This window comes from Brachybacterium sp. GPGPB12, from assembly GCF_038396325.1.
In the GTDB taxonomy this organism is placed as follows: Bacteria; Actinomycetota; Actinomycetes; order Actinomycetales; family Dermabacteraceae; genus Brachybacterium; species Brachybacterium conglomeratum.
Genome location: NZ_CP149573.1, coordinates 2,706,327 through 2,729,861, shown reverse-complemented (window position 1 = coordinate 2,729,861; position 23,535 = coordinate 2,706,327). Strand labels below are relative to the sequence as shown.

The following is a 23,535-nucleotide window of genomic DNA, read 5'->3' as shown; positions in this document are numbered from 1 at the left end:
GAGCTGTCCGAAGGTCTCGTCGATGTCCGCGGCGGTGCCGCCCACGGTCGCCTCAACGCCCTCGGGCAGGTCCGCCGCGGCGATCGCGTCGTTCGCGGCGCGGGTCGCGATGCCCACGTCCTCACCGGCCGGCGTCACCGAGACGGTGACCGTCTCGAGCCCGTCCTGGGTCGAGATGGAGGGGCGGGAGAGCTCCTCGTCGACCGAGGCGACGTCGGTCAGCGGGATCGAGCCCATCAGCTCGAGGTCCTGCAGGCGCGCGAAGGTGTCCACGCTCTCGCCGCCCTCGACGTAGATGTCCAGCTCGTCGTCCTCGAGGGTGATCGTGCCGATCGCCCCGGGGAACATCTGCTGGGCGACCAGGCCGACCACGGCCTCCTCGGTCAGCCCCATCCGCGCCGCGGCCTCACGGTCCACGGTCACCACGGCCGTCGGCTGGTCGCCCTCGAGGTCGCTGGTGACCTCGGAGACGCCGTCCGGCAACGGGTCGAGCTCGGCCAGGATCGCGTCGTTCGCGGCCTGACGGTCCTCCGCGGTGGGGCCGGTGATCATGATGTCCACCGAGTTCGAGCCGGTGGGCGAGGCCACGTCGGCCGCCTCGACCTCGCCGGGCTCGGGCAGAGCCTCGAGGGCGGAGACCATCTCCTCGGTCAGCGCCTCCTGGTCCGCGTCGGCGTCGGTGGTGATGGAGAAGCTGACTTCGTTCTCGCCGCCGCCGCCCATGCCGAATTGGCCGCCGCCGATGGTGGTCTGCACGGTCTCGACCCCGTCGATCTCCAGCGCCGCGTCCTCCGACTCGGCCGCCTTGTCGGAGGCCTGCTGGAGGTTGGTGCCGGCCGGGAAGGTCTGGGTGATCGAGGCGATGTTCTGCCCCGTGTCGCCCAGGAAGCTGACGTTGACCAGCGGGATCAGCAGCGACGCGCCGATCAGCACGATCACCGCGCCGCCGAGGGTGAGCAGGCGGCGGGGCGGCGTGTCCAGCGTCGCCCGCGGCACGGGGGCGTAGAGGCGGTGCGACCAGGTGCGCTCCTCCTTCGCCTCGGCGTCCTCGCGGATCGCGGCGACCTGCGCCGCGTCGTCAGGGTCGATGTCCTCGTGGCCCTTCGGGGGCTTCAGGAACCAGTACGCGAGCACCGGCACGATCGTCAGCGCCACCAGCAGCGAGGACAGCATCGCGATGCCGACGGTGAGGGCGAAGGGCCGGAACAGCTCCCCGGCCATGCCCGCGACCACGGCGATCGGCAGGAACACCACGACGGTGGCGAGGGTGGAGGCGGTGATCGCGCCGGCGACCTCGCCGACCGCATCGAGGATCGCGCGGCGCTTGGTCTTGCCGTAGGCGAGGTGGCGCATGATGTTCTCGATCACCACGATCGAGTCGTCCACCACGCGGCCGATGGAGATCGTCAGCGCCGCGAGGGTCAGCATGTTCAGCGTGTACCCGGTGACGTACATGCCGATGAACGCGATCAGCAGCGAGGTCGGGATCGAGATCGCGGTGACCACGGTGGGCCGCACCCGGCGCAGGAACAGCAGGATCACGCCGACGGCGAAGAGCAGGCCCAGCAGGCCCTCCTCGGCCAGCGCCAGGATCGACTCCTGGATGAAGGGGGCCTGGTCGAAGACGACGTCCGCCTGGGCGTCGCCGCCGACACCCGCGAGGGTGTCGTCCAGGACGCTCTCGACGTCCCCGGAGATGTCCACGACGTTGCCGTCGACGGTCGCGGTCACCATCACCACGAGCGACTCGCGGCCGTTGGTGCGCGAGACGGAGGTGGGGTCCTCGGTGGTCTGCTCAACGGTGGCGACCTCGCCGAGGGTGACCGGCTCGGCGGGCTCGCCCGGGGCGGTGCCGGGCTGGGTCTGCTGCCCGTCGGCGCCCTGCGCGCCCTGCTGGTTGGCGCCCTGCTGGCCGCCCGCGGCCTGTCCGTCGGCGCCCTGCTGGCCGGCGCCCTGCGCGTCGTCGCCGCCGGAGCCCGAGGTGTCGTCGGACGGCATCAGCACGATCCCCTCGAGGCTCTCGAGGCTGTCGATGCTCTGCCCGAGCACGACGTCCAGCGTGCGGTCCCCGTCGGTGACGGAGCCACCGGGCAGGGACAGGCCGCTCGCGTCCAGGGCGGTGGAGATGTCGTCCTCGGTCAGGCCGTTCTCGGCGAGCGCGGCCTCGTCCGGGGTGATGCGCACGATCTGCTCGGGCGCGCCGATCACCGCGACGGAGGAGACCCCGCCGATGCGCTCGAGCTCGGGGGTCACCGAGGCGTCGAGGCGGGAGGCGAGGTCGGAGGGGTCGAGGTCCGAGGAGACCGACAGCACCACGGCGGGCAGGTCGCTGGTGCCGCCGGAGATGACCTGCGGGTCCGCGTCCGAGGGGAGTCGCTCCTCGATGCGGCTCAGCGCCGCGTCGACCTGGTTCGAGGAGCGGGCCACGTCGGTGCCGTAGGTGAGCTCGACGGTGACCATCGACAGCCCCGCCTGGGAAGTCGAGGAGGTGGCCTCGACGTTCTCCAGCCCCTGCAGCGACTGCTCGACGGGGCTCGTGATCCGGTCCCTGACCTGCTCGGACGAGGAACCGGGGGCGGTGGTCATCACCTGGATCTGCGGCAGGGAGACCGAGGGGATCAGCTCCTGGCGCATCGTGGTCATGATGAACGCGCCGATGATCGACACGGCGATGCACACCAGGGCGATGAAGGACCTGTTGTTCAGGCTCAGGCGGGCAAGGCGATTCATCCTGCTCCTCGGGAAGGCGGTCCGACGGGGTGGGGCCCCGCCGTCCGGCGGGGCGTGGGCCCCGTCGCCGCGCCGGGGGCGCAGGGCGGAGTGCTCCGCAGGAACTGTCTCATGCGCACCTGTGACCCCGGCACCGACGATGGTCGGGTGCTCGTCGCACAATGGTGGGGTGCCCACCCCTGCTCCTTCTCCCGACGAGCCCGACGAGCTGAGGGACGACGGACCCTCGGGGCCGACCGCCGGAGACCGCGAGGAGCGGACGGGCGGCGACCGCGAGCGCGCCGACGGCCGAGCCGCGGGAAGCGCCGATCGCCGAGCCGCGCGAGGAGAGGGCGCGGCGCACCGTCGACCGCGACATCCTGCGCCTGGCGATCCCGAGCCTCGGCGCGCTCGTGGCCGAGCCGCTGTTCGTCGTCGCCGACTCCGCGTTCATCGCCCGCGTCTCGACGACCTCGCTCGCGGGCCTGGGCCTCGCCTCGACGGTGCTCACCACCGTCGTGGGGCTGGCCGTGTTCCTCGCCTACTCCACCACCGCCGCGGTCGCCCGTTCCTTCGGCGCCGGCCGCCGCCGCGAGGCGATCTCGCGCGGGATCGACGCCTGCTGGCTCGCGGCGCTCGTCGGCGCCGCCGCGGCGCTCGTGCTGGTGGTGGCCGGGGAGCCGCTGCTGGCCCTGTTCGGCCCCTCCCCGAGGTGCTCGTCGAGGCGACGATCTACCTGCGCATCAGCGCCCTCGGCCTGCCCGCCATGCTCGCTGTGCAGGCCGCGACGGGTCTGGTGCGCGGACTGCAGGATGCGACGCCGCCGCTGGCGGTCGCCGTCGGCGGCGCGATCGTGAACATCCCGCTGAACGCACTGCTCATCTTCGGCGCCGGCCTCGGGATCGCCGGCTCCGCGATCGGCACGGTGATCGCCCAGTGGGGGATGGCGCTGGTCTCGCTGGCGGCGATCGTCCGTCGCGCCCGTCGCGAGGGGATCAGGCTGGGGCTGCGACCGGCGAACCTCGTCGCCGTGGGCCGGGACGCCGTGCCGATGTTCGTGCGCACCCTGTCCCTGCGGGTGGTGGTGATCGCCTCGACCGTGGTCGCCACCGGGCTCGGCGACGTGCGACTGGCCGCGCACCAGCTCACCACCACGGTGTTCACGGTGCTGTCCCTCGCGCTGGACTCCCTCGCTATCGCGGGGCAGGCGCTGACCGGCCGGTATCTCGGCGCCTCCGACCCGCGCACCGTCCACGCCGTGACACGGCGACTCATGGTGTGGGGCGTGGGCGGCGGCGCGGTCGTCGCGGTAATGCTTGCTGGCGGCCAGCTACGTGGTGCCCTCGCTGTTCACCCCCGATGTCGCTGTGCAGGAGAGCCTGCGCGCGGCGCTGTGGGTGCTGGTGATCACCCAGCCGATCGCCGGGTACGTGTTCGTGCTCGACGGGGTGCTGATGGGCGCCGGGGACGCGCCCTACCTGGCGAAGGTCGGCTCGCTCATCGCGGTGCTGATCCTGCCCGGCGCGATCGCGGTGGCGCTGTGGGCACCGGGCGGCCCGCTGGGGCTCGCGCTGCTGTGGCTGGCCTGCAACTTCTTCTTCATGGTCTTCGCGTGCGGTCAGCCTCGGCCTGCGCGTGCGCACCGACGACTGGATGCGGCTGGGATGACGAGACGCCACACCATCCGGGCCGCGCATAATTCTGCGCTCCCTGCGTGACCTCAACGCCATATAAGGGCTGAGGTCACGAAGGGAGCGCAGTTTCATTCGGCCCACCCGGCCGGACGTCCGCGGCCGAGCGCGAACCGTCGGCTCGGGGCCGCCGTCCTGTCGTCGTCAGCCGGCCTGCACGGCCTCGCGGGCTGCGATGAAGGCGCGCACGGCCGCCTCGATGTCCTCCTCGGTGTGCGCGGCGGAGAGCCGCACGCGGATGCGCGCCTGCCCCTTCGGCACCACCGGGTAGGAGAACGCGGTGACGTACACGCCCTGGTCGAGCATGGCGTCGGCGATCCGGGCGGCGAGCGCCGCGTCGCCGAACATGACCGGCACGATCGCGTGCTCGCCGGGCGACAGTTCGAAGCCCTCCTCGCCCATCCGGGCGCGGAACAGCCCGGCGTTGCGGAACAGGGTCGCGCGCGCTCGGCGCGCCCTCGACGAGCTCGAGCGCGGTGAGCGTCGCGGCGGTGATCGAGGGGGCCAGCGAGTTGGAGAACAGGTACGGGCGGCCCTTCTGGCGCGAGATCGCGACGATCTCGCGCCTGCCGGAGACGTAGCCGCCGCTCGCGCCGCCGAGCGCCTTGCCGAAGGTGCCCGTAAAGATGTCCACCCGGTCGGAGACGCCGAAGTGCTCGGGGGTGCCGGCGCCGGTGGCGCCCATGAAGCCGACGGCGTGGGAGTCGTCGACCATGACCAGCGCGCCGAACTCGTCGGCGAGGTCGCAGATGCCGGGCAGCGGGGCGAGGTAGCCGTCCATCGAGAACACGCCGTCGGTGACGATGACGGTGCGCCTCGCGCCCCTGCCGTCGTGCGGCGCGGCGGCGGCCTCGAGCTGGGTGCGCAGGTCGTCGAGGTCGGCGTTGGCGTAGCGGAAGCGGGCGGCCTTGGACAGGCGGATCCCGTCGATGAGGGAGGCGTGGTTCAGGGCGTCGGAGATGATCGCGTCCTCCGTGCCGAACAGCGGCTCGAAGACGGCGCCGTTCGCGTCGAAGCAGGAGGAGAACAGGATCGTGTCCTCGGTGCCGAGGAAGGCGGACAGCGCCTGCTCGAGCTCGAGGTGGAGGTCCTGAGTGCCGCAGATGAAGCGCACCGAGGCCATGCCGAAGCCGCGCTCGTCCAGGGCGCGCTTGGCGGAGGCGACGAGCCGCTCGTCGTCGGCCAGGCCCAGGTAGTTGTTCGCGCAGAAATTCAGCACCTCGGCGCCGTCGCGTCCGACGGGGCCGGCGGTGATGCGGCCGGACTGCGCGGTGGAGATGACGCGCTCGTGCTTGAAGGTGCCGGCCTGCTCGATCTCGTCGAGCTCGGCGGTCAGCTGGTCCTTGAGGTCGGTGTACATGGGTGTGGGTCCTTGGGGTCGGGAGCGGGGCTGGGGTGAGGTCGCGGGGTGGGGGTGGGGTGCACAATTCTGCGTCCTGTGCGTGACCTCAGCGGCGTATGGGAGTTGAGGTCACGCAGGGAGCGCCGAATAGTGCGACGGGGTGGGGGCGACGGAGGCATGGGCCGGCGCGGGGGCGCGGGGCCGACGACCGGCCGAGGTCAGTCGCCGACGTCGCTCCAGTCCAGGAGCACCTTGCCGGCCTTCCCCTCGCGGGCGAGGGCGAAGCCGTCCTCCCAGTCGGCGGCGGGCGGCACGTGGGTGATGGTGCGCTCGATCGCGGTGCGCAGGGTGCGGGAGGTGGAGAGCATCGCGGACATCGCGTTCCAGGTCTCGTACATCTCGCGGCCGTAGATGCCCTGGAGGGTGAGCATGCGGGTGACGACCGCGGTCCAGTCGATCTCGAACTGCCGCGAGGGCAGACCCAGCGGCGCGATCTTCCCGCCGTGGTTCATGTTCTCGATCATCTCCTGCAGGGCGCGGGCCTGGCCGGTGATCTCCAGGCCCACGTCGAAGCCCTCGCGCATGCCGAGCCGGCGCTGGGCGTCGAGCACGCGGGTGGTGGAGACGTCCAGGACCACGTCGGCGCCGCAGTCCTCCGCCATCGCGAGCCGCTCCGGGGAGATGTCGGTGATCGTAATGTAGCGGGCGCCGGCGTGGCGGGCGACGGCCGCGGCCATCTGCCCGATCGGGCCGGCGCCGGTGATCAGCACGTCCTCGCCCACCAGGGGGAACTTCAGTGCGGTGTGGACGGCGTTGCCCAGCGGGTCGAAGGCCGCGCCGAGCTCGGGGCTGATCAGCTCCTGACCGCCGTCGTGCTCGTGCACCCACACGTTCTCGTGCGGGACGGACACGTACTCGGCGAAGGCGCCCTCGCGGCCGCACGCCCACGGAGCGCACGCGGTTGCACATCTGGCGGCGTCCGGCACGGCAGTTGCGGCAGGTCCCGCACACCACGTGCCCCTCGCCGGAAACGCGGTCGCCGACGCGCACGTCGTCGACCTCGGAGCCGACCTCGACGATCTCGCCGTAGAACTCGTGGCCGGGAGTGAAGGGGACCGAGTCGCACATCGCCTCCGCGGAGGAGTCCCAGGTGAGGAGGTGCAGGTCCGTGCCGCAGATCCCGGTGCGCGCACGCGCACCTTCACATCCCAGGGCCCGCGGCCGGGCTCGTCGACCGTCATCCATTCCAGGCCCGCGCCGGGCATGACCTTGCGCAGTGCGCGCATCAGACCTCCTCGTCCTGCTCCGCGCGGGAGCGTGCTCGGTCGCGTCGGACGGGCGGGACGGGATGGGCCCCGCGCCGGGACGGACCGCCGGTCCGGGATGTGGACCGACGCGACGAGGATACGGGGCGAGCCGGTAGAGGGCGAAGCCGGCGACGGCCCGCCGTGACGGGGACCGCGCCAGCCCGCGCGTGCCGAGGTCGCCGCGACCTGCGGCCGCGACCTCGAGGGCGTGGAGACCGGGCGGGACCTCTCAGCCAGAGCCGTCCGAGGGGCGGGAGCCCGTGGGGGCTCACGGCGCGACGGCATCCGCCTCGAGGGCGATCTCGGTGCTCAGCGAGCCGTCGTCCTCGAGGGTCACGTTCCCCGCGATCCGGTAGCGGACCTCGAGGGCGCGGGGCTGTCCGCCGCCTGCCGGAGTGAGCGTGACCGTGGCGGTCGGGCCGCCGCCGTCCGCGTAGCTGGCGGTGTCCACGAAGCCGACGCCGTCGCCGCGGTAATCGACCTCGAGCTCGGGCTCGTCGTCGAACTCCCAGTGCACGGTCCCGCCCCGCTCGCCCTCTGCGAGGAGTCCCAGCGCGGCGCCGCACCCGGTGAAGCGCTCCCGCTCCTCGGCGCAGAGGTCCCGCTCCGCGAGCGCGTCGGCCCGCACGCCGGCCACCACCTCCGGCGTGAACAAGAGCCGGGGATCGACCCGGGCGACGGGGTGGTCGTGGTCGGCGACCGCCGCGAGGACCTGCACCTCCTGCGGCGCGGCGACGAGGTGCTCGCTCGCGGGCACCGCCTCGACGGTGTAATCGCCGGGGATGGCGAGCGACTCGAGAGGCCGGTCCGCGCCGCGGAGATCCTCCGCGGAGATCTCGACGCCGTTGACCCGCGCGGCCGACACCTCCTCCGGCAGGTCGATCAGCAGAGCGCCGGGGGCGAGGAGGGCAGCTGCCAGCGCGGCGCACCCGGCTCCGGGTCCGTGACCGCCGTCGCCCGCACCCGACCCGAGAGCCGCCGCCCGTCCTGGGTGGCCGTGACCTCCAGGTCACGGTCCTGGGCGTGCCGTTCGCCGCCCTCGACCCGCGGCTCCTCGAGCGGCCCCGTGGTCGGCACGGTCCCCTCGCGGTCCAGCGGCAGGGTCGAGGAGTCCCCCGGCGACCAGGCGCCGAGCGCCCGCGGCGTCTCGCGGTCCCCGGCGGCGAGCGCGGCGAGGTACTCCTCCCCGCACGCGCGCGGCGCCTCGGCGTGACGGCGCGCGCCACCGCCGAGGCCAGCGCGATGATCAACGCCACGGCCAGGGCCCACATCGCGATCCGCCGACGGGTCCCGAACGGTCCCGGGTTCTCTCACTGCACCCTCTCCCCCATGTCGTCCCCTGCGCTCGCCTCAGCGCCGCCAGAGCTCGCGCGGGTCGCGGCCGGGTCGGAAGCCGGCCCAGTCCGCCAGCGCCATGGCCTCGGGGAAGTTCGCGGCCAGGGCGAGCGGGGTGTGGGAGTCGCTGCCGAAGCTGACGGCCTCCCCGCCCTCCTCGGCCCACCACTGCGGGATCCAGGGGCGCAGGCGGCGGGTGTTGATCTCGAGCGCGCGCCCGGCGCCGGCGATCGCGCGCATCGCGCCGCGGAGCTCCTCCTCGAGGGGTCGGGGGTCGAAGGGACCCTCGGTCTCCTCTGGCCAGCGACGCACCGCGTAGTCGAGGTGGGTGACGACCTCGTGCGGCCCCTCGCCGGCGACCTGCGCGGGCACCTCGGCGAGGTAGTCACGGACCACCTCGAGCGCGGGGCGCCGACGGAACAGCGTGTTCGGCTCGGCGCGGTGCTCCGGGCGCGGAGGCCGCGCCCCGTCGGCCGGCCGCTCCGGGCCGCCGCTCTCCCGATCGGCCGACGGGAGCTCGATCGGCACCGTGTGGAGCGAGCCGATGATGCGGTCGAAGGCGCTGAGGTCGAGCTGGGCACGAGCGGCGTCGGTGCGCAGGCCGGGCTGGCCGAACTCGAGGCCGGTGCCGATCAGCAACTGCGGGAAGGCGGCGCGGCGGCGCGGTCGATCTCCTCGAGATAGCCCTCGACGTCGAAGCGCGGCACCGCGACCACGCCGTCCTCCCCCACCAGGTGCCGCTCGTGGTCGGCGAAGTCCTCGGGATCGGTGAACCAGGAGTCCTCGAGATCGAGGTGCTCGGTGAAGAACAGGCCGGGCAGGCCGATCCGGACGGCCCGCTCGCAGGTCGCGCGCATGGTGCCGCGCGCGGCGGAGCCCGGGCCTCCGGTATCCCAGGAGAACTCGCTGTGGACGTGGCTGTCGGCAGGGAGGACGGCGGGGAGGGAGGTCATGGGGCCAGGGTGCCAGAGGTCGGCGGCGGGTGCGTGCGTGCACCCGCCCAGCCGATCACGGCCCCGGCGAGCACCACCACGATCGGGAACTCGTAGAGGTGGTCGATCATCGAGTGGACGGCCAGCGCGCTCCAGGCGGCGACGCCGATCAGGGCGCGGGGTCGGCTCGCCCGCGCGGCGATCAGCGCGGAAAGCAACACCACAGCCAGGAACAGCAGGACTCCAGGAGTCCCCAGCTCCGCACCGACCTGCAGGACCGAGGAGTGCGCGCGTACAGATGCGCCGCTGACCGGGCGATCGCGGAGCTGTCGTAGAAGGAGCCGGGTCCGCCGCCGAGGAGAGGATGCTCGCTCCACAGGGAGAGCGCGTCGCGCCAGAGCTGGTGGCGTGCGGAGCTCAGGCTCTGCTCATCGTCGAGCCAGCGCGGCCACACGGGCAGGAGCGTCAGCCAGACCATGACGACCAGTGCCCCGCCGATGACGCCGACCCCGGTGCCGAAGCTGAGCAGGCGCGGCACAGCCGACGGCAGGACCAGAGCGAGCACGATCACCGCGAAGAGCGGCTCCGCGAGGACGAGACCTGCCTGGGCGCGGAGTGCAAGCACCGCACCGAGCGCCCCGGCCAGTCCCGCGAGGGGCACCGAGACCGCGAGCAGCAGGGCACGGATCGGCCGTCCCCACGTCCCCGCGCCGATTCGCAGCACCGACGTGAGCGAAGCAGACCCGCGGCGGCCATGATCTGGACGCCGGAGGCGGCCTGCGCGTTCGCATAGACGTCGCGGCGCGCCAGGAGGACCGCGAGCGCGGCGAGCGGCGACAGGCGCACGCCCCAGGCCGCGGCGGCCCTCCGGGCTCGCGCGCGCCGGGGACGGTCACCGCCCTCGGACATCCCGGCCGGTCCGACGCCCCGGCCGACGCCTCCTCCGCCGCGCAGACTCCCGGGCACCCACAGCACCGATCCGTCCGCCCATCGCCCGGCGAATCCGCCGAGCAGGAAACCCCCGAAGAGCAGAACCGGAAATGCGAGGTACGGCGCCGCGTACGCGAGAGCACGCCCGGACAGCGCGGTGACGACGACGATCCAGAGCATCCAGACGGCAAGCACCCATCCCAGCGACCGGGCAGGTCCGCGGGCCGTCCCTCTGCGTCCGCCCGCCCCCGGAATCATCGCGGGGGCGGAATCGACTCGGAGTCACGGCACGTGATCCGCGCGCGCAAGACGTCGGCCGTGCGAGAGGTCGACCGTGCGATCAGAGCGAAGCTGTACTCGTACATCTCGGGGGTTCCGCCGTAGGGGTCGACGACATCGTCCTCACCTTCCGCGGCGGGGCCGGCGACGGCACGGCGACGGGCCAGCGCCTCGGCGAGCTGGTCCACACCACCGAACACGGATCCTCCGGGCAGGTAGGGCTCGAGCCGCACGAACTGCCGCAGGGTGAAGACTCGACGCAGCGCTCCGGGGAGAAGCGCACCACCTCGGCTCTCTGCCGCTCGGTCATCGTGAGGATGGCCCCGGACCCGCTGACCAGCTGAGAGGTCAGTGCTTTGCCGTGGTGCCGGAGGGTGACCCCTGTGCGCCGACGCAGATAGTCCACTGATTCCGGAACCGCCGGGTGCCCGACCAAGGGCTGGATCCCGGCGCTCCGGACCGTGAGTCCGGTGCCTTCCAGGCTCGCCCGGAGCAGACCCTCCGCTAGGGGCGAGCGACAGATGTTCGCGGTGCAGACGACGAGAACGGACCGCGCACGGTCGCCCTCCGCGGCGGACACGGCGGCTCACCGCTCACTGCGCCGGCCGCCGAGACGCTCGAACTCGTTCTCTGCATCGGCGTCAGGGTCGCCGCTGGAGCTCGGCCGGCGCACGGCCGCACGGCGCGCCGGCCTGCTCGGCGGGGAAGCACGGAGGACCCCCTGGTATTCACCACCACCGTCCGAGTGGGCGTAGAAGCGCTTCTCCTGCACCTCGGAGTCCGTCAGGACCTGCGAGAAGCTCGCCCGCTCGCCGTTCCCGGAGGTGTCGGCCGACTGGCCGACCGGTCCGACGAGCGCTCGCGCCTCGGGCGACGCATAGGCGTACTGGGAGCTCGAGAGGCCGCGCACTCGATTCAGCACCAGACCCACCACATTCGCGTCGACGTTCTCGAGCTTGGCCAACGCTCGCTCGAACTCGGCACGGCGCACGGCCTCGCTCTGTGCGACCACGAGCACGCCGCCCACGGTCTGCGAGAGCACCGCGGCATCGGTGACGGGGAGCAACGGCGGCGCATCGATCAGGACGACGTCGTAACGCTGAGATGCCTTCGCGAGGATCTCGGCCATCGCCGGACTGCCCAGCGACTCGGAGGGGTTCGGCGGGATTGCTCCGGCAGCGATGACATCGAGCCCGTCGACCCCGGCGGACTGCACGATCTCGTCCATCTCCGCGTGCCCGATCAGCAGGGTCGTCAGACCGGCATCGCCCTCGAGCCCGAGAATCTTGTGCACGGAAGGAGAGCGGAGGTCCCCATCGATCAAGAGGACCCGTTCTCCCGACATGGCCAGGACGTGGGCGAGGTTGATGGTCGCGGTGGACTTGCCCTCGCCGGGGAGGGAGGACGTGACCAGGACACTGCGGCGGTTCTCCACCAGCTTGATGAACTGCAGGTTGGTACGCAGTTCTCGATACGCCTCGGCGGCCACGGAGTAGGGGTTCTCGATGAGGACGCGGGAGGCCTGCTCAGAGCCGCGACTGGAAGGGATCGCTCCCAGCACGGTCCGATCCGTCGCGCCCTGAAGATCCTCGACGGAGCGGATGCGGGTGTTCAGCAACGACCGCACAAGAGCGGTCGCGATGCCGGCGAGCGACGCGAGAACCGCCCCCAGCATCGCATTGCGCATGGTGTCCGGCGAGCTGGGCACGGTCGGTACGGGAGCCTCGGCGACCACGCGCGCTCCACGGAGCTGGTGGCCCCCTCCGGACTGAGCGAGGCCACTGCCTCCTGCAAGTTCGCCGCGGCGGAGTTGGCGACCCGGGACGCCACCCGCGGATCGGCGGCGGAGACCACGATGCCGATGAGGAAGGAGCCGTCAGAGACGTTGACCTCGATGGAGCTCGCGAGGTCCTGGGCAGTCGTATCGAGCCCTTCCTCTTCGATCACCTGGTCCAGCACGTACGGGGTGGTCGCGAGCTCGGCATAGCTCGCGATCTGCTGGCTCGCATAGCTGGCGCCGCTGTTGAGGTCGCCGACCCCCGCGCCTGGGCGCACCTGGACGAACACCTGCGTCGACGCACGGTAGATCGGGGTCTGCATCGCGGTCAGACCGGCGACGGCCAGGATCACGATCAGAGCCACGACGAGTCCGGAACGCCAGTGCTCGCGGAGGTGCCGCAGGTAGAGGTGGAGTTCCACAGAAGCCTCGCTCCAGTTCCTAGGGACAGGGCCGCACCTCGGAGGTGCGGTCCTGGATGCACAGCGACAGTGTACCCTGAAACCACCCAAAACGGACTTATTGACCGAACCGGGCCTTCCTGTGCACCTTCCCGGCGGGACTAGACTTCGCCCGACCAGTCCGTTTCGCCCGACTTGTTCATTTCCGACCCTGGGATCCCTCCGCGCCGACGGCCGGCTCCCATCTCCCCCGCAGGGCATGACCCGGAGGCAAGGATGAGTACAGCCGATCCAATGCAGTACCTGCGGGCGCAGGCGCCCGCCGCTCCTTCGGAGCCGGTGCACGGACAGCGGATCCCCCTTCTGCATCGCGAGCCCTTCGACGTGCTCGTGACCGCATGCGTCGTGGCCCTGGGGCTGGCGCTGAACCACTCCAGTGTGCTCTTCGGCCTGAACCTCTCCCTCGCCGATCCGGTGGTGGCCGCGCTCATCGCGATTCTGGCTCTCGGGAGGAAGCTGTGGGTTCCGGTCGCTCCTCTGGCGTTCTTCCTGGTCCTGTCGATCCAGATGCTGTGCGTGACCGTGCTCCTGGTCCCGCGGTGGACCTCGATACCGATCACCACCTCGGACACCGTCCAGGACGTCACCAAGCTCGCCGTCTCGTTCCTCTGCCTCGTGCTCGGGGTGCAGGTGGTGCGCATGGGCCATGCCCGTCTCGCGGCGCGCGCCTTCGTCGCCGGCGCGACCGTGGTGGCTGGCATCGCGGTGATCGCCCAGGTCATCCCGCTGCCCGGCACCGGAACGCTCTACTACGGCGGGTTCCGCCTGCGGGGCCTGACCAACGACCCCAACAACTATGCGGTGATGACCTGCGCCGCCATCGCTCTGCTGTGGTACGACCGCGGCATCCGGATCTGGATGAACGTCATCGCCTCCACGATCCTCATCAGCGGCGTCCTCCTCTCGGCATCGAAGACCGGGGCGATAGCCCTCGCGCTTCTGGTGGTGTGGCGCGCACTGGGCCTGCGCACGTCTCTCGGGGACGATACGGAGTCCCGCACCCGACGCATCCTCGCCGCCGTCTCCATGCTCGGGATCGGCGCGATGGTGGTGCTGGTCGCACCGAGCACAGGCCTCGGCGGGACCCTGGCGGAGCTCGTGAGCGGCGTTCCGGCGCTCGAGCGTCTCTCGACTCTCCTGGTCAGCTTCGACACCGCCATCGCCGGTGACGGCTCCGGACGCTCCGCCGCCTGGGCGATCGCCGTGGCGCTGATCCTGTTCTCCCCGCTGCTCGGGGTGGGGGTGGGCACATACCTGCCCGTCGCCCAAGAGCTCACGGGCAACCCGGTGCTCGCCCACAACACCTTCCTGCAGATCATGGCCGAGTGGGGCCGCCGATGGCACTGATCTTCCTGACCTGGGCGATCCGGGCAACGCTCATGCGTCCGTCGCACCCTCCCCTCAGGGCTCTGTGGGCCACGAGCTCGACCGCGTCCATCGTGCCGCTGGTCAGCTCGGTCGGCCTCTCGCTGAACAACTCGCGCCTGTTCTGGTTCCTTCTCGGCATCACCGTGGCCACCCACATGGTCTCCGCGACGCGACAGCACGTCGACCCAACCCCTGCCGCTCCCCCTCAGCACCGCTTCCAGCCCTTCCCGACCGCCGGAGACCGACGATGAAGCTCCTCCATGCCACCACCGTCCCTGCAACGCTGCAGTTCCTTCGGACCCAGCCCGCGCATCTCGCCGCACACGGCATCGACGTGGTCCTCCTGTCCTCACCCGACGAGTCCCTCCACCGGATCGCGGAGACGGAGGGGGTCCGCGCGATCGCAGTGCCGATGCACCGAGGGATCTCCGTCGGCACGGACCTGCGCACCCTGGGCCGCCTGATCCGGATCCTGCGCGAGGAGAAGCCGGACATCGTCCACGCCCACACTCCGAAGGCAGGCCTGCTCGTGACGCTCGCCGGGCGCCTGGCCGGAGTGCCTCTGTGCATCTACCAGATCCACGGCCTTCGGTTCCTGACCACCTCGGGCATTCAGCGGAGGATCCTGAAGGCCACCGAACGCATCTCGACCTCGGCCGCCCACGAGGTGCTGTGCGTGAGCCCGTCCGTGCTGGCCCTCGCCGAGGACGAGCGTGTGATCCGTCGCGGCAAGGGGCACGTGCTGGGCCACGGCACGATCAACGGGGTCGATCTGCACGCCTTCGACCCGGCGACCCATCGAGACGCGGGAGCCGCACTGCGCGCAGAGCTGGAGATCCCTCACGGTGCGCCGGTGGTCGGATTCGTCGGCCGCCTCGTGGCGGACAAGGGAGTCGCCGCCCTCGCCGACGCCTGGGCGCTGGTCCGGGAGCGGGTGCCCGGAGCGCATCTGCTCATGGTGGGCGGCACCGACGGCACCGACCCGGTGGATCCCGAGGCGATGAAGCTCCTGGAGCAGGACCCACGGGTACATCTCGTGGGCGAACGCGCCGACGTCAGGCCGTACTACGCCGCGATGTCCGTGCTGACCCTGCCGTCGGCCCGAGAGGGCTTCCCCCAGACTCTCCTGGAGGGGTCCGCGATGGGACTGCCCACCGTGGGGAGCGACGTCGCCGGAGTTCGAGACGCGGTGCAGGACGGGACGACGGGGCCGCTGGTGCCCTTCCACGCCCCTCGGGCCCTTGCCGACGCCCTGATCACGCCGCTGGAGGATCCGACGCGATGCACGTCCCTGGGTGGAGCCGGCAGGCGATGGGCCCGCTCGGGATTCGACCGGGAAGCGGTGCGCGATCGCTTCCTGGACTTCTATCGCACGGCCGGCACGGAACGCGGGCTCCCGTCCGTCCGCTCCTCGCCTCGGGGCGAGGCCGGTGCGTCGTCCCCCGCGCACTCCGCCGCCGCTGTCCGTCCCGGGGCGGGTGCACGGTGACGCGGATCGCCGTCGTCGGCTACTTCGGCTGGGGGAACTTCGGCGACCAGCTGTTCCTGGACACCGTCCTGCGGTGCCGGGCAGAGCTGTGGCCGGATGTGACGGAGGTGATGTGCCTGACCACGAAGAACCTGGGGCGACACGCGGTGTCCGGCCCTCTCGGCGCGGTCGAGCGCGTCCTCCACACGCCGCGCATCGCACGCCGCGCAGACCTGCTGGTGCACTGCGGCGGTTCGGTGTTCGGCGACCTGTCCGGAGTCGGCGTCTTGCGGCGCCGGCTTCCGCCGTCCCGCGTGCAGGCGCTCGGGGTGTCGATCGGGCCCTTTCCCGATGCGACAGCGCAGCGGAATGTCGTGGAGCACCTCAGAACCTTCGAGAGGGTCGTGGTGCGCGACGACTCCTGGTCGTTCCTGGAGGGTGAGCGCAGCGGCACGGAGGCAGCGACGAGCTCCCCGTCGGGAGGTGCCGAGCAGGGCGGGGACCTTGCAGCGCTCAGCCCACTGATCGCTCCGGTCCCCTCGGACCGACGGGCCGGGCTCGTCGTGTGCCCCTCGTCCGCGGCCCGGAGCCGACGTCGGACGCCTCGCCCATCAGGTGCTCCAGGCGCGCCGCGCGCGCGCAGCAGAGGGGCGCCCCCTCCTCGGTGCATCTGCTGGCACTGAACGGCCACCCCCGATCGGGCGACGAGAAGCTGTTGCGCGAGCTCGCCGGGGCGCTTCGCGACCAGCACGTCGAGTGCGGGACGAGCGACTTCCTCGACCTGGGCCTCGAGCGCACTGTGGAGCCGCTGACCTCCGCCTCTCTCGTCATGAGCCAGCGGCTCCACGGAGCGATCGTCGCCTACCTCTCCGGAGGGCGGTTCCTGATGCTCGATCACCACCCGAAGTGTCGGGCGTTCGTCCAGCACGTGTCCGGATCGACGGCCCTGTGCGCTCCGGTCGGCGCGGAGGACATCTCCACCGCACTCAGCGCAGCTCTCGATCCGGGCCAGAGCCTCGACCGGGAGCCCCAGGACTACATCGGGCGCGCCCGTCGTACCTATTTCAAGGATCTCACGCATGTCTGAGACGCGAACAGCTCCGGAGGCGGAGCCCGAGATCCGACCCCCGGGGGCCTCGCCCGCGCCACCGGCTTCCTGCTGATCCTCGGCGGGATGGTCGGCGGCGGGATCTCGCACTGGTTCGTCGTCTGGCTGATCGCTGCCACGTACGGCGCGGCGGGCCTCGGGAACTACTCCGTGGTGCTCGCAGGGGCGACACCGCTCTTCATCTTCCTCGGGCTCGGACTGCGCAATGTGTACGTCTCGGTGTCAGGAGCACCGCGATGGCACTACTTCCTCCGCTGGCGGATCGCTGGACTCGCCATCGCGTTCGTGCTCCTGGCGGTCTACTGCCTCATCGCGGCGCCCTACTGGGGGATCTTCCTCGGCCTGGCGGTCATGAAGGTCGCCGACGGCTTCTCGGACATCGCTTGCGCCAGGATCCAGCGTCAGGGGCGCTTCACCCTGCTCGGCGGCCTCACCTGCGCGAACGCCCTTGCGAGTATCGCGGTGATCTCGTTCGCCGCATGGATCTCAGCACCCATCGGGGTGCCGCTCGCGTGCTTCGGCGCGGTGTCGTTCGTCCTCGGCGTATGCGCGACCGTGCTCGGTCGCTCCTCGCGCTTCGCGGCCGAGAGGGGGAGGCGGTCGATTGGCGCCGGCTGGCCTCCGCGGCGCGCCCCATCACGGCATCCACCGGTCTGATGAGCCTCGTCGCATCGATCCCGGTGTGGTTCCTCCAGGCGCACACCGTTCTGCAGGAGGTCGGGCGCTTCACCGCGGCGGCGTATCTGATCGTGGCCGCGAATCTCCTCGGGGCGAGCGCGCAGACGATCCTCATCACCACCTACCGTCGCCTGCTCGCGGACGAGGGCGCCGCATCAGTGCTTTGCACCGGATGACTCGCCACACCGTGCTTGCTCTCGGGATTCAGCCTTCCGCTCGTCATCGTGGTCGTCCTCCTGGGCGACTCATTCCTGAGGCTGGTCTACGGCGATGCCTTCGGCGCCGGGCCGCTCGAGCTCCTCGCATTCGGCGTGACGGCGACCGCGTGCGACCTCGGCTATCTGAACTCCACCGTCATGCTGGTGCTGAACTGGTACCGAAGCCAGCTCGTCGCCACCGTCGCGACCCTGGTCGGTGCCGTGATCCCCCTGCTGCTCGCAGCACTGATCGGCACCACCGAGTGGGTGCTGGCCGGGATCCTTTCGATGACCTGTGCCTATCTCGCCCGGTTCTTCACCGCTCGACTCCTTCTGACTCGACGACGGGTGGCTCTCCATGTCCCTCACTGATCCCGCGTCCGCACCCTCGAGGCGCAACGCCGTACCCGCTCCGGACTCGCCCTCGGTGAGTGTGGTGATCCCGCACTACAACAGCACCGCCTCGCTCGGCCGGGCACTGGCCGGGGCCGCCGCGCAGACGCTCCTGCCTCTCGAGGTCATCATCGTCGACGACTGCTCGGCTCCTGAGGAGCTGGGCCGCGCGCGCCCTGGACTTCACGGGTCTCCCGTTCCCGGTGCGCGTACTGGAGCAGGAGCGGAACCACGGGCCGGCCACAGCGAGGAACCGTGGCTGGGATGTCGCCCGCGGGGACTGGATCGCCTTCCTGGACAGCGACGACTCGTGGCATCCCCGTCGGCTCGGGTCGCAGATGGGGGCTCTCACGCCGGCCACCCTGATGATCAGTGCGGACTCCTTCGAGCTCTCGGGCGGCGCGAAGGCACCGCGCCCTCTGGACAGCGTCGGACCGGAGCGTCTCCGGATGCGGCATCACCTGGTGCGGAATCCCCACACGACCTCCTCCGTGCTCCTTCGACGCGATCTGCCGCCGCGCTTCACCACGGGGCGCTCCTTCGCGGAGGACTACGAGCTGTGGATCCGTATCGCCGCGCTCGGCGAGGTGCTCACGCTCCCGACCCCGCTCGCGTACTTCCACAAGGCGCAGTTCGGCACGAGCGGCCTCTCGAGCAGGATCTGGAAGATGGTCGCCGGTGAGCACGAGACCTTCGTCCTGCTCCGCCACGACGGCGTGATCTCAGGTCCGCAGTTCTTCCTTGCGGAGTCGATCATGCTGGGGCGGATCGCGCGGAGGCTCGCGCTCCGCACGCCGCGCAACGTTCGACGGCAGGGCGGCTGAGCCGCCCCGTCCGAGGGCGGCTCAGCGCATTCCCCTCACACCCGGGCCTGGCGGGCCGTTGCCCGTCGACGCCCGAGATCCGCTCTGAGCTGGGAGAGACGCGCATACAGCGGCGGCAGTGCACCGAAGGCCCTGTGCATCGGCGCGATCAGCGGAAGCTCCCATCCGCCGACGTACTCGCGGGCCTCACAGCCGAGCTCGATCTTGTACCGGAGCACCCCCGATTCCGCGGCGGACTCCGCCAGGGAGTCGGCGACGCCACCGATGTCGAAGTACTCTGCGCCGTCCGCCAGCGCATGAGCGATGATCCCGCGATACACCGCGTTGGATCCCTTCAGGTCGCGCTTGTGCGAGCCGCTCACGGAGAAGATTCCCTGAGCCCGCCTGCCCACCGTCGAGGTGGCGTAGGCGGAGATCAGCTCCCCCTCATGACGGGCGATGACCATGTGGAACCGACCGGGACCGCCGGAGGCCATGGCATCCCACAGGTTCTCGAAGTAGCTGAGCGACTGAGCCTGGAGACCCAAGCGCTCGACCGTCTCCAGATGCGGCCGGTGCACTTCGGGCAGATCCGCGCGTGTCCCGTCCAGGACTTCCACGCCGTCCCTCTCGGCCCGGCGGAGGTTCTTGCGCCATGCGCGGGACATCCGTGCGAGGACCTCGTCCTCCGTGCGACCGGACAGACTGAGCCAGCAGTTGTAGAGCGGCTGGCTGTCCCCGAAGCGGCCTCCCTCGCTCACCCTGGACCATCCCGCGCGCTCGAGCAGGAAGGTCGCTCGCGCCCCCCGTTGCATCGGTGTCGTCGGGGGCGAGGTCCGCCCACTCCGTCGGTCGCTGCGCGGCCAGTGCCTGCTTGACCGTGCTCGCGTCCCATCGCCGGACGGAGAGCGGGGGGCTGATGATCAGGGTGAAGGTCCCGCGTGAACGCAGGTACTCGCTGAGCGCGCGCAGATGCTCCGCGACGTCCTCGCCCGCCCAGTCCAGCAGCGGACCCTCGGGGATGTAGCTGAGCCTCCACGGCAGAAGGGGGAGGTCGCGATGTCGGACGAGGGCGATGCCGACGAGATCGTCCTCGGTGTCGAAGAGCCCGAGGAGCTCGAAGCTCCATTCGTCGCGCCGCACCCACGCCCACGCGGGCGTCTGCTGGTATCCCGCGAACGGTGAGGTGCGGAGGAAGGCGCAGAAGTCGACAGCCTCGATCCTGCGGACCAGCGCGACAGGCCGTCGCGTCCTTGCTGCACTGCGGGCTGTGATCGGGCCCGTCATCGCTGGTCCGTCCCTCGGGCCGGCGCATCCGGGCGGCCGGGCTCCTGCCCGGGCAGGTGGCGCGTCACGGCGCGCGCGCTCGATAGAGGGGGAAGAAGCCGCTCCCCTGCGATGGCACGGGCGCGCAGAGCCGCTCGTACTCGTCCTCGAGGAACACCTGCTCCCCGGTGAAGTAGTCCCGGTCCCCCTCCCGGGCGAGACTTCGTTTGAACTCGAGCAGGGAATCGTCGATCGTGTTCGTGACCCCGCCGCCGAGCACGTGCTCGCGGCTTCCCCGGCGCTGAGCCTCCACGGCGGCGGCGATGGAGACAACGGTGGTGGCACCGGTCCGGAGCGCTGCTGTGAGGGTGCCGCCCAGATAGGCGTGGCTGGAGTCCCCGCGCCGCGGCACGACCTCGACCGCGACCGGGCGCCCGTCCTGGCAGGCGAAGACGTAGAACAGGTGCTCCGGCACCGCGCGGTGCAGGGCACGGAGGTCCTCGGGGCGGAGGCGGAACCGCTCGTACGCCCCGGCCCGTGTCATGGTCTCGTCGTGGATCGCCAGGAAGTCTTCGATCCCGGCCTCGCTGTTCTCGATCCGCACGGTGACTCCGGCGTCGAGGGCCCTGCGATACAGACGCCGTGCACTCTTGCGCATGCGGGCGAGAATGCCCTCTTCGCCGCCCTCGAGATCGATGACCACGTGCGGGGCCTGTCGGCGCGCTGTTCCCGGGTAGGGGAGACGGTGTCGGGCGATCGGCGTGAAGCGGATGATCTCGCTGACCACGCTGTGGTGGCGCGCCCAGGCGCGCATTGCGCACCAGAACTCCTCGACCTGCGCCCCCGAGGCGTCATGGCCGAGGGGACCTCCGTAGACCAGTGGCGTGTAGATGTCCCACAGCCCCTCGGCGACCGGCGCGCCCGCGGCATCGTGCGTGATGGCGCGCACGAGGAACGGGTAGATGATCAGCGCCCCGTCGGGGAACTCCATCGCGGCGCAGAGCGCTCGCTCTCCGGGAAGGGCCCTGTCCGCGCAGTAGTCGGGGTGGGCGAACACCTCGCCCTGGCCGGCGCGACGCCAGACGGCCTCCCAGGCCGCCCGTCCCTCCACAGTGCCGTGGTCGAGGAGGCGCAGAGCGCCCCCGGTGGCGCGGCCCGCACTGTCAGCCCCCCACGCGCTCTCGAACGTCGTGTCTGCGGTGAACATGGTGGTCATCCTGGCCTTCCTCGGCTCTCGCAGGTCGGAGGGGCAATGGCATTCGCTTCCTCGGGCAGGCCGAGGAAGGCGAGGAATCGAGGCGCCGGCCGCCCCGCCTCCAGGGGCGGCCGCTCGCCGGTCGGGAAGCGCACCCCGGAGTCGGGCGCGGTGTAGCCCGCGCGCTCGAGCGCGGCGACGAGAGCCTCGGAAGGGTCGTCGGCCGGTTCGAGGTACGCCCACTCGACCTCGTCGGTGCGTCGCAGGCGGCTGGCGACCAGGAGCAGAGCCTCGTCGAGAAGGGAGGAGGCGGTGGGGTCCTCCGGCCCCAGGCGCACTCGGGCGAGGTCTCGGTGCACCTCGGCCTCGCCCTGCAGGACGGTCCTTCCGTCGCGGTCCACGCGCCGCCAGGCGCCGTTCTCGTCGGGGCCCTCCATGACCAGGTCGACGGTGGACTGCGGACCGGGGAAGTCAGCCATGCTGACTCCCCCGGCATCCGTCACGCCGCGCGGCGCGCGCACCGTCATCACGGTGTCGCGGAGGATCCACAGGTCCAGGTCGAGGCCGAGCCGACGCACGTACTCCTGGTCCATGATGAAGCGCTCGTCCCAGTCCAGACCGTTGCGACCGTTGACCTGCGCGTAGCCGGTGAGCCCGGCGGGGACGGCGTGCCGGGTGAACTGGTCGGCGCTGAACCGGCCCAGGTAGTCGGTGGTCAGGGGGCGCGGGCCGACGATGCTCATGTCGCCGACGAGGATGTTCCACAGGCTCGGCGACTCGTCCAGGCTGGTCTCCCGCAGCGACCGCCCGAAGGGGACCAGGCGATCTCTGTCGTCCTCGGCACCGGGGGCGGGCGGGCGCATCGAGCGGAACTTGCGCGCCCGGAAGATGCGCCCGTCCTGGGTGATGCGGTCCTGGGTGAACAGGACCGGCCGACCCATGGTCGCGGCGACGCCCACGGAGATCGCGAGCATCGGCAGGGCGGCGACGGCGAGTCCCAGACCGGCCAGGACCGTTTCGGCGCGGCGCCGAGCAGCGAGGTACCTCTGCTGCTCCGGTGTCAGACGTACCGGGTACCGCTGCTGGAACGCGGCGGCCACACCCGACGGACGTCGTCGACGGCCGCGCAGCGACCCGTCCGCCGCCCCGGTCGTCGGCTGGACCATCACACGGCTCCGGCCACGGGCACCGGAGCGTGGCGGACGGCGAGGGCCCTGCGCGCGACGATCGCGACCCGCTCGCCCTCCTCGGCCGTGAGCGCGGAGCCGCTCGGCACGGTCAGACCGGTGCGGAACATGCGCTCGGCACTGCCGTTGGTGAGGTGGGGCATGGCGGCGAACACGGGCTGGAGGTGCATCGGCTTCCACAGCGGCCGACTCTCGGCACCCGCGGCGGCGAGGACGGCGCCGAGGCTCGCCGCGTCGAACCCCGCCACCTTCGGATCGACGATCAATGCCGTCAGCCAGCAGTTGTCGTCCTCGTCCCCTCGGCGCTGGAACACCTCGACGCCCGGCACGTCCGCGACGAGCTCCGCATAGGCCTCGCGGCGGGCGCGACGCCGCTCGAGCATCTCGTCGAGCCGGGCGAGCTGGGCGAGCCCCATGGCGGCCAGGAGGTTTGAGAGGCGGTAGTTGAAACCGATGTCGCGGTGCTCGTAGTGGGCGACGGGTTCACGGGCCTGGGTGGCGAGGTGACGCACCCGGGCGGCGGCGACCTCGTCGTCGGTGAGGTACATGCCGCCGCCGGAGGTGGTCATGACCTTGTTGCCGTTGAAGGAGAAGATCGCAGCGTCGCCGTGCTTACCCGCGGGGACGCCCGCATGCCAGGCTCCGAGCGACTCGGCCGCATCGGCGAGGACCCTGGCGCCGTGGGCGTGGGCGATCTCGACGATGCGGGTGTAGTCCACGCAGCGGCCGAGGAGGTCCACAGGCACGACCGCCGGCACCGATCGGCCCTCGGCCTTCAGCTCGCACAGGGCGCGCTCGAGCAGGTCGGGGTCCATCTGTCCGGTCTCGGGATCGGAGTCGATGAAGTACGGGGTCGCCCCGGTGTACACGATCGCGTTGGCCGTGGCGGCGAAGGTCATCGTGGAGGTGGGGACCACGTCACCGGGACCCACGCCCCAGGCGAGCGGCCCGAGGTGGAGTGCAGAGGTGCCGGAGGCGAGGGCGACGGCGCGCGCCGCCCCACGCGCTCGGCCATGGCGGCCTCGAACGCGTCCACCGCCGGGCCGAGTGGGGCGATCCACCCGGAGTCGAAGGCGTCGGCGACGGCGCGCGCTCGGCGATGGTGACGT

General features: G+C 71.5%; 24 protein-coding genes and 4 pseudogenes. 12 read left to right on the top strand and 16 right to left on the bottom strand.

Annotated features, from left to right (window positions below; all coding sequences use genetic code 11):
- Nucleotides 1-21: 21 nt before the first annotated feature.
- Nucleotides 22-2,730 (bottom strand): annotated as a pseudogene (locus WKH84_RS15880) (efflux RND transporter permease subunit); the annotation flags it as partial.
- Nucleotides 2,731-3,122: 392 nt separating this feature from the next.
- Between WKH84_RS15880 and WKH84_RS15875 the strand changes: the two are divergent.
- Both WKH84_RS15875 and WKH84_RS15870 read left to right on the top strand, forming a co-directional pair.
- A complete protein-coding gene (locus tag WKH84_RS15875; protein WP_341854366.1) occupies nt 3,123-3,566 on the top strand; it encodes an MATE family efflux transporter in 444 nt (147 codons plus the stop codon).
- The gene (locus WKH84_RS15870) at nt 3,476-4,408 is read left to right on the top strand and encodes an MATE family efflux transporter (RefSeq protein ID WP_341854365.1); all 933 of its coding nucleotides are present in this window, start codon (nt 3,476-3,478) and stop codon (nt 4,406-4,408) included. Before WKH84_RS15875 ends, WKH84_RS15870 begins: the two co-directional genes overlap by 91 nt.
- Nucleotides 4,409-4,544: 136 nt before the next feature.
- Here WKH84_RS15870 and WKH84_RS15865 read toward each other — a convergent pair.
- From WKH84_RS15865 to WKH84_RS15815, 11 genes and pseudogenes are all read right to left on the bottom strand, one after another.
- Nucleotides 4,545-5,760: pseudogene (locus tag WKH84_RS15865) on the bottom strand (glycine C-acetyltransferase).
- A gap of 200 nt (nt 5,761-5,960) precedes the next feature.
- Nucleotides 5,961-7,028: pseudogene (gene tdh / locus WKH84_RS15860) on the bottom strand (L-threonine 3-dehydrogenase).
- A 289-nt stretch (nt 7,029-7,317) separates the two neighbouring features.
- Nucleotides 7,318-7,914 carry a hypothetical protein gene (locus WKH84_RS15855; protein WP_341854364.1) on the bottom strand — a complete coding sequence of 199 codons (597 nt, stop codon included), beginning with the start codon at nt 7,912-7,914 and terminating at the stop codon, nt 7,318-7,320.
- A gap of 17 nt (nt 7,915-7,931) precedes the next feature.
- Nucleotides 7,932-8,318 (bottom strand): hypothetical protein, encoded by a 387-nt coding sequence (locus WKH84_RS15850; protein ID WP_341854363.1) that lies wholly within the window; start codon nt 8,316-8,318, stop codon nt 7,932-7,934.
- An 81-nt stretch (nt 8,319-8,399) separates the two neighbouring features.
- On the bottom strand, nt 8,400-9,023 hold the full coding sequence (locus WKH84_RS15845; RefSeq protein WP_341854362.1) for a hypothetical protein: 624 nt from the start codon (nt 9,021-9,023) through the stop codon (nt 8,400-8,402).
- Nucleotides 9,017-9,337, bottom strand: a complete 321-nt coding sequence (locus WKH84_RS15840; RefSeq protein WP_341854361.1) for a hypothetical protein — start codon at nt 9,335-9,337, stop codon at nt 9,017-9,019. Before WKH84_RS15840 ends, WKH84_RS15845 begins: the two co-directional genes overlap by 7 nt.
- Complete coding sequence (locus WKH84_RS15835; RefSeq protein WP_341854360.1) at nt 9,334-9,540, bottom strand: hypothetical protein; 207 nt, start codon at nt 9,538-9,540, stop codon at nt 9,334-9,336. The genes WKH84_RS15840 and WKH84_RS15835 overlap by 4 nt, the downstream gene beginning before the upstream one ends.
- Complete coding sequence (locus tag WKH84_RS15830) at nt 9,519-10,040, bottom strand: O-antigen ligase family protein (protein WP_341854359.1); 522 nt, start codon at nt 10,038-10,040, stop codon at nt 9,519-9,521. The genes WKH84_RS15835 and WKH84_RS15830 overlap by 22 nt, the downstream gene beginning before the upstream one ends.
- 460 nt (nt 10,041-10,500) lie before the next feature.
- Complete coding sequence (locus WKH84_RS15825) at nt 10,501-10,758, bottom strand: hypothetical protein (RefSeq protein WP_341854357.1); 258 nt, start codon at nt 10,756-10,758, stop codon at nt 10,501-10,503.
- Between the two features lie 353 nt (nt 10,759-11,111).
- Nucleotides 11,112-12,200 carry a polysaccharide biosynthesis tyrosine autokinase gene (locus WKH84_RS15820; RefSeq protein ID WP_341854356.1) on the bottom strand — a complete coding sequence of 363 codons (1,089 nt, stop codon included), beginning with the start codon at nt 12,198-12,200 and terminating at the stop codon, nt 11,112-11,114.
- Nucleotides 12,137-12,724: a Wzz/FepE/Etk N-terminal domain-containing protein gene (locus WKH84_RS15815; protein ID WP_341854355.1), complete on the bottom strand. Its 588-nt coding sequence runs from the start codon at nt 12,722-12,724 to the stop codon at nt 12,137-12,139. Before WKH84_RS15815 ends, WKH84_RS15820 begins: the two co-directional genes overlap by 64 nt.
- A gap of 174 nt (nt 12,725-12,898) precedes the next feature.
- Here WKH84_RS15815 and WKH84_RS15810 point away from each other — a divergent pair, with 174 nt between their 5' ends.
- From WKH84_RS15810 to WKH84_RS15770, 9 genes and pseudogenes are all read left to right on the top strand, one after another.
- Entirely contained in the window at nt 12,899-14,110 is a 1,212-nt protein-coding gene (locus WKH84_RS15810) for an O-antigen ligase family protein (RefSeq protein ID WP_341854354.1), read from the top strand.
- Nucleotides 14,101-14,382 (top strand): hypothetical protein, encoded by a 282-nt coding sequence (locus WKH84_RS15805; protein ID WP_341854353.1) that lies wholly within the window; start codon nt 14,101-14,103, stop codon nt 14,380-14,382. The genes WKH84_RS15810 and WKH84_RS15805 overlap by 10 nt, the downstream gene beginning before the upstream one ends.
- A complete protein-coding gene (locus WKH84_RS15800; protein WP_341854352.1) occupies nt 14,379-15,620 on the top strand; it encodes a glycosyltransferase family 4 protein in 1,242 nt (413 codons plus the stop codon). The genes WKH84_RS15805 and WKH84_RS15800 overlap by 4 nt, the downstream gene beginning before the upstream one ends.
- Entirely contained in the window at nt 15,617-16,282 is a 666-nt protein-coding gene (locus WKH84_RS15795) for a hypothetical protein (protein WP_341854351.1), read from the top strand. Before WKH84_RS15800 ends, WKH84_RS15795 begins: the two co-directional genes overlap by 4 nt.
- Nucleotides 16,264-16,686 (top strand): hypothetical protein, encoded by a 423-nt coding sequence (locus WKH84_RS15790; protein WP_341854350.1) that lies wholly within the window; start codon nt 16,264-16,266, stop codon nt 16,684-16,686. The genes WKH84_RS15795 and WKH84_RS15790 overlap by 19 nt, the downstream gene beginning before the upstream one ends.
- Before the next feature lie 87 nt (nt 16,687-16,773).
- The gene (locus WKH84_RS15785) at nt 16,774-17,364 is read left to right on the top strand and encodes a hypothetical protein (RefSeq protein WP_341854349.1); all 591 of its coding nucleotides are present in this window, start codon (nt 16,774-16,776) and stop codon (nt 17,362-17,364) included.
- A complete protein-coding gene (locus WKH84_RS15780) occupies nt 17,364-17,561 on the top strand; it encodes a hypothetical protein (RefSeq protein WP_341854348.1) in 198 nt (65 codons plus the stop codon). The genes WKH84_RS15785 and WKH84_RS15780 overlap by 1 nt, the downstream gene beginning before the upstream one ends.
- Before the next feature lie 48 nt (nt 17,562-17,609).
- Nucleotides 17,610-17,954 carry a hypothetical protein gene (locus tag WKH84_RS15775; protein WP_341854347.1) on the top strand — a complete coding sequence of 115 codons (345 nt, stop codon included), beginning with the start codon at nt 17,610-17,612 and terminating at the stop codon, nt 17,952-17,954.
- Nucleotides 17,941-18,799: pseudogene (locus WKH84_RS15770) on the top strand (glycosyltransferase family 2 protein). Before WKH84_RS15775 ends, WKH84_RS15770 begins: the two are co-directional and overlap by 14 nt.
- A 35-nt stretch (nt 18,800-18,834) precedes the next feature.
- Here the strand turns inward: WKH84_RS15770 and WKH84_RS15765 are convergent.
- Nucleotides 18,835-19,593, bottom strand: a complete 759-nt coding sequence (locus WKH84_RS15765) for a peptidoglycan bridge formation glycyltransferase FemA/FemB family protein (RefSeq protein WP_341854346.1) — start codon at nt 19,591-19,593, stop codon at nt 18,835-18,837.
- A 157-nt stretch (nt 19,594-19,750) separates the two neighbouring features.
- Here WKH84_RS15765 and WKH84_RS15760 point away from each other — a divergent pair, with 157 nt between their 5' ends.
- The gene (locus WKH84_RS15760) at nt 19,751-19,963 is read left to right on the top strand and encodes a hypothetical protein (RefSeq protein ID WP_341854345.1); all 213 of its coding nucleotides are present in this window, start codon (nt 19,751-19,753) and stop codon (nt 19,961-19,963) included.
- A 166-nt stretch (nt 19,964-20,129) separates the two neighbouring features.
- On the opposite strand, the gene WKH84_RS15755 is transcribed toward WKH84_RS15760, so the two are convergent.
- From WKH84_RS15755 to WKH84_RS15745, 3 genes are read right to left on the bottom strand one after another with little or no spacing between them, the layout of a single operon-like run.
- A complete protein-coding gene (locus tag WKH84_RS15755) occupies nt 20,130-21,251 on the bottom strand; it encodes a GNAT family N-acetyltransferase (RefSeq protein ID WP_341854344.1) in 1,122 nt (373 codons plus the stop codon).
- 5 nt (nt 21,252-21,256) lie between these two features.
- Nucleotides 21,257-22,405: a sugar transferase gene (locus tag WKH84_RS15750; protein WP_341854343.1), complete on the bottom strand. Its 1,149-nt coding sequence runs from the start codon at nt 22,403-22,405 to the stop codon at nt 21,257-21,259.
- Nucleotides 22,405-23,487, bottom strand: coding sequence for a DegT/DnrJ/EryC1/StrS family aminotransferase (locus WKH84_RS15745; protein WP_341854342.1), 1,083 nt, complete (start codon nt 23,485-23,487; stop codon nt 22,405-22,407). Before WKH84_RS15745 ends, WKH84_RS15750 begins: the two co-directional genes overlap by 1 nt.
- Between the last annotated feature and the right edge of the window lie 48 nt (nt 23,488-23,535).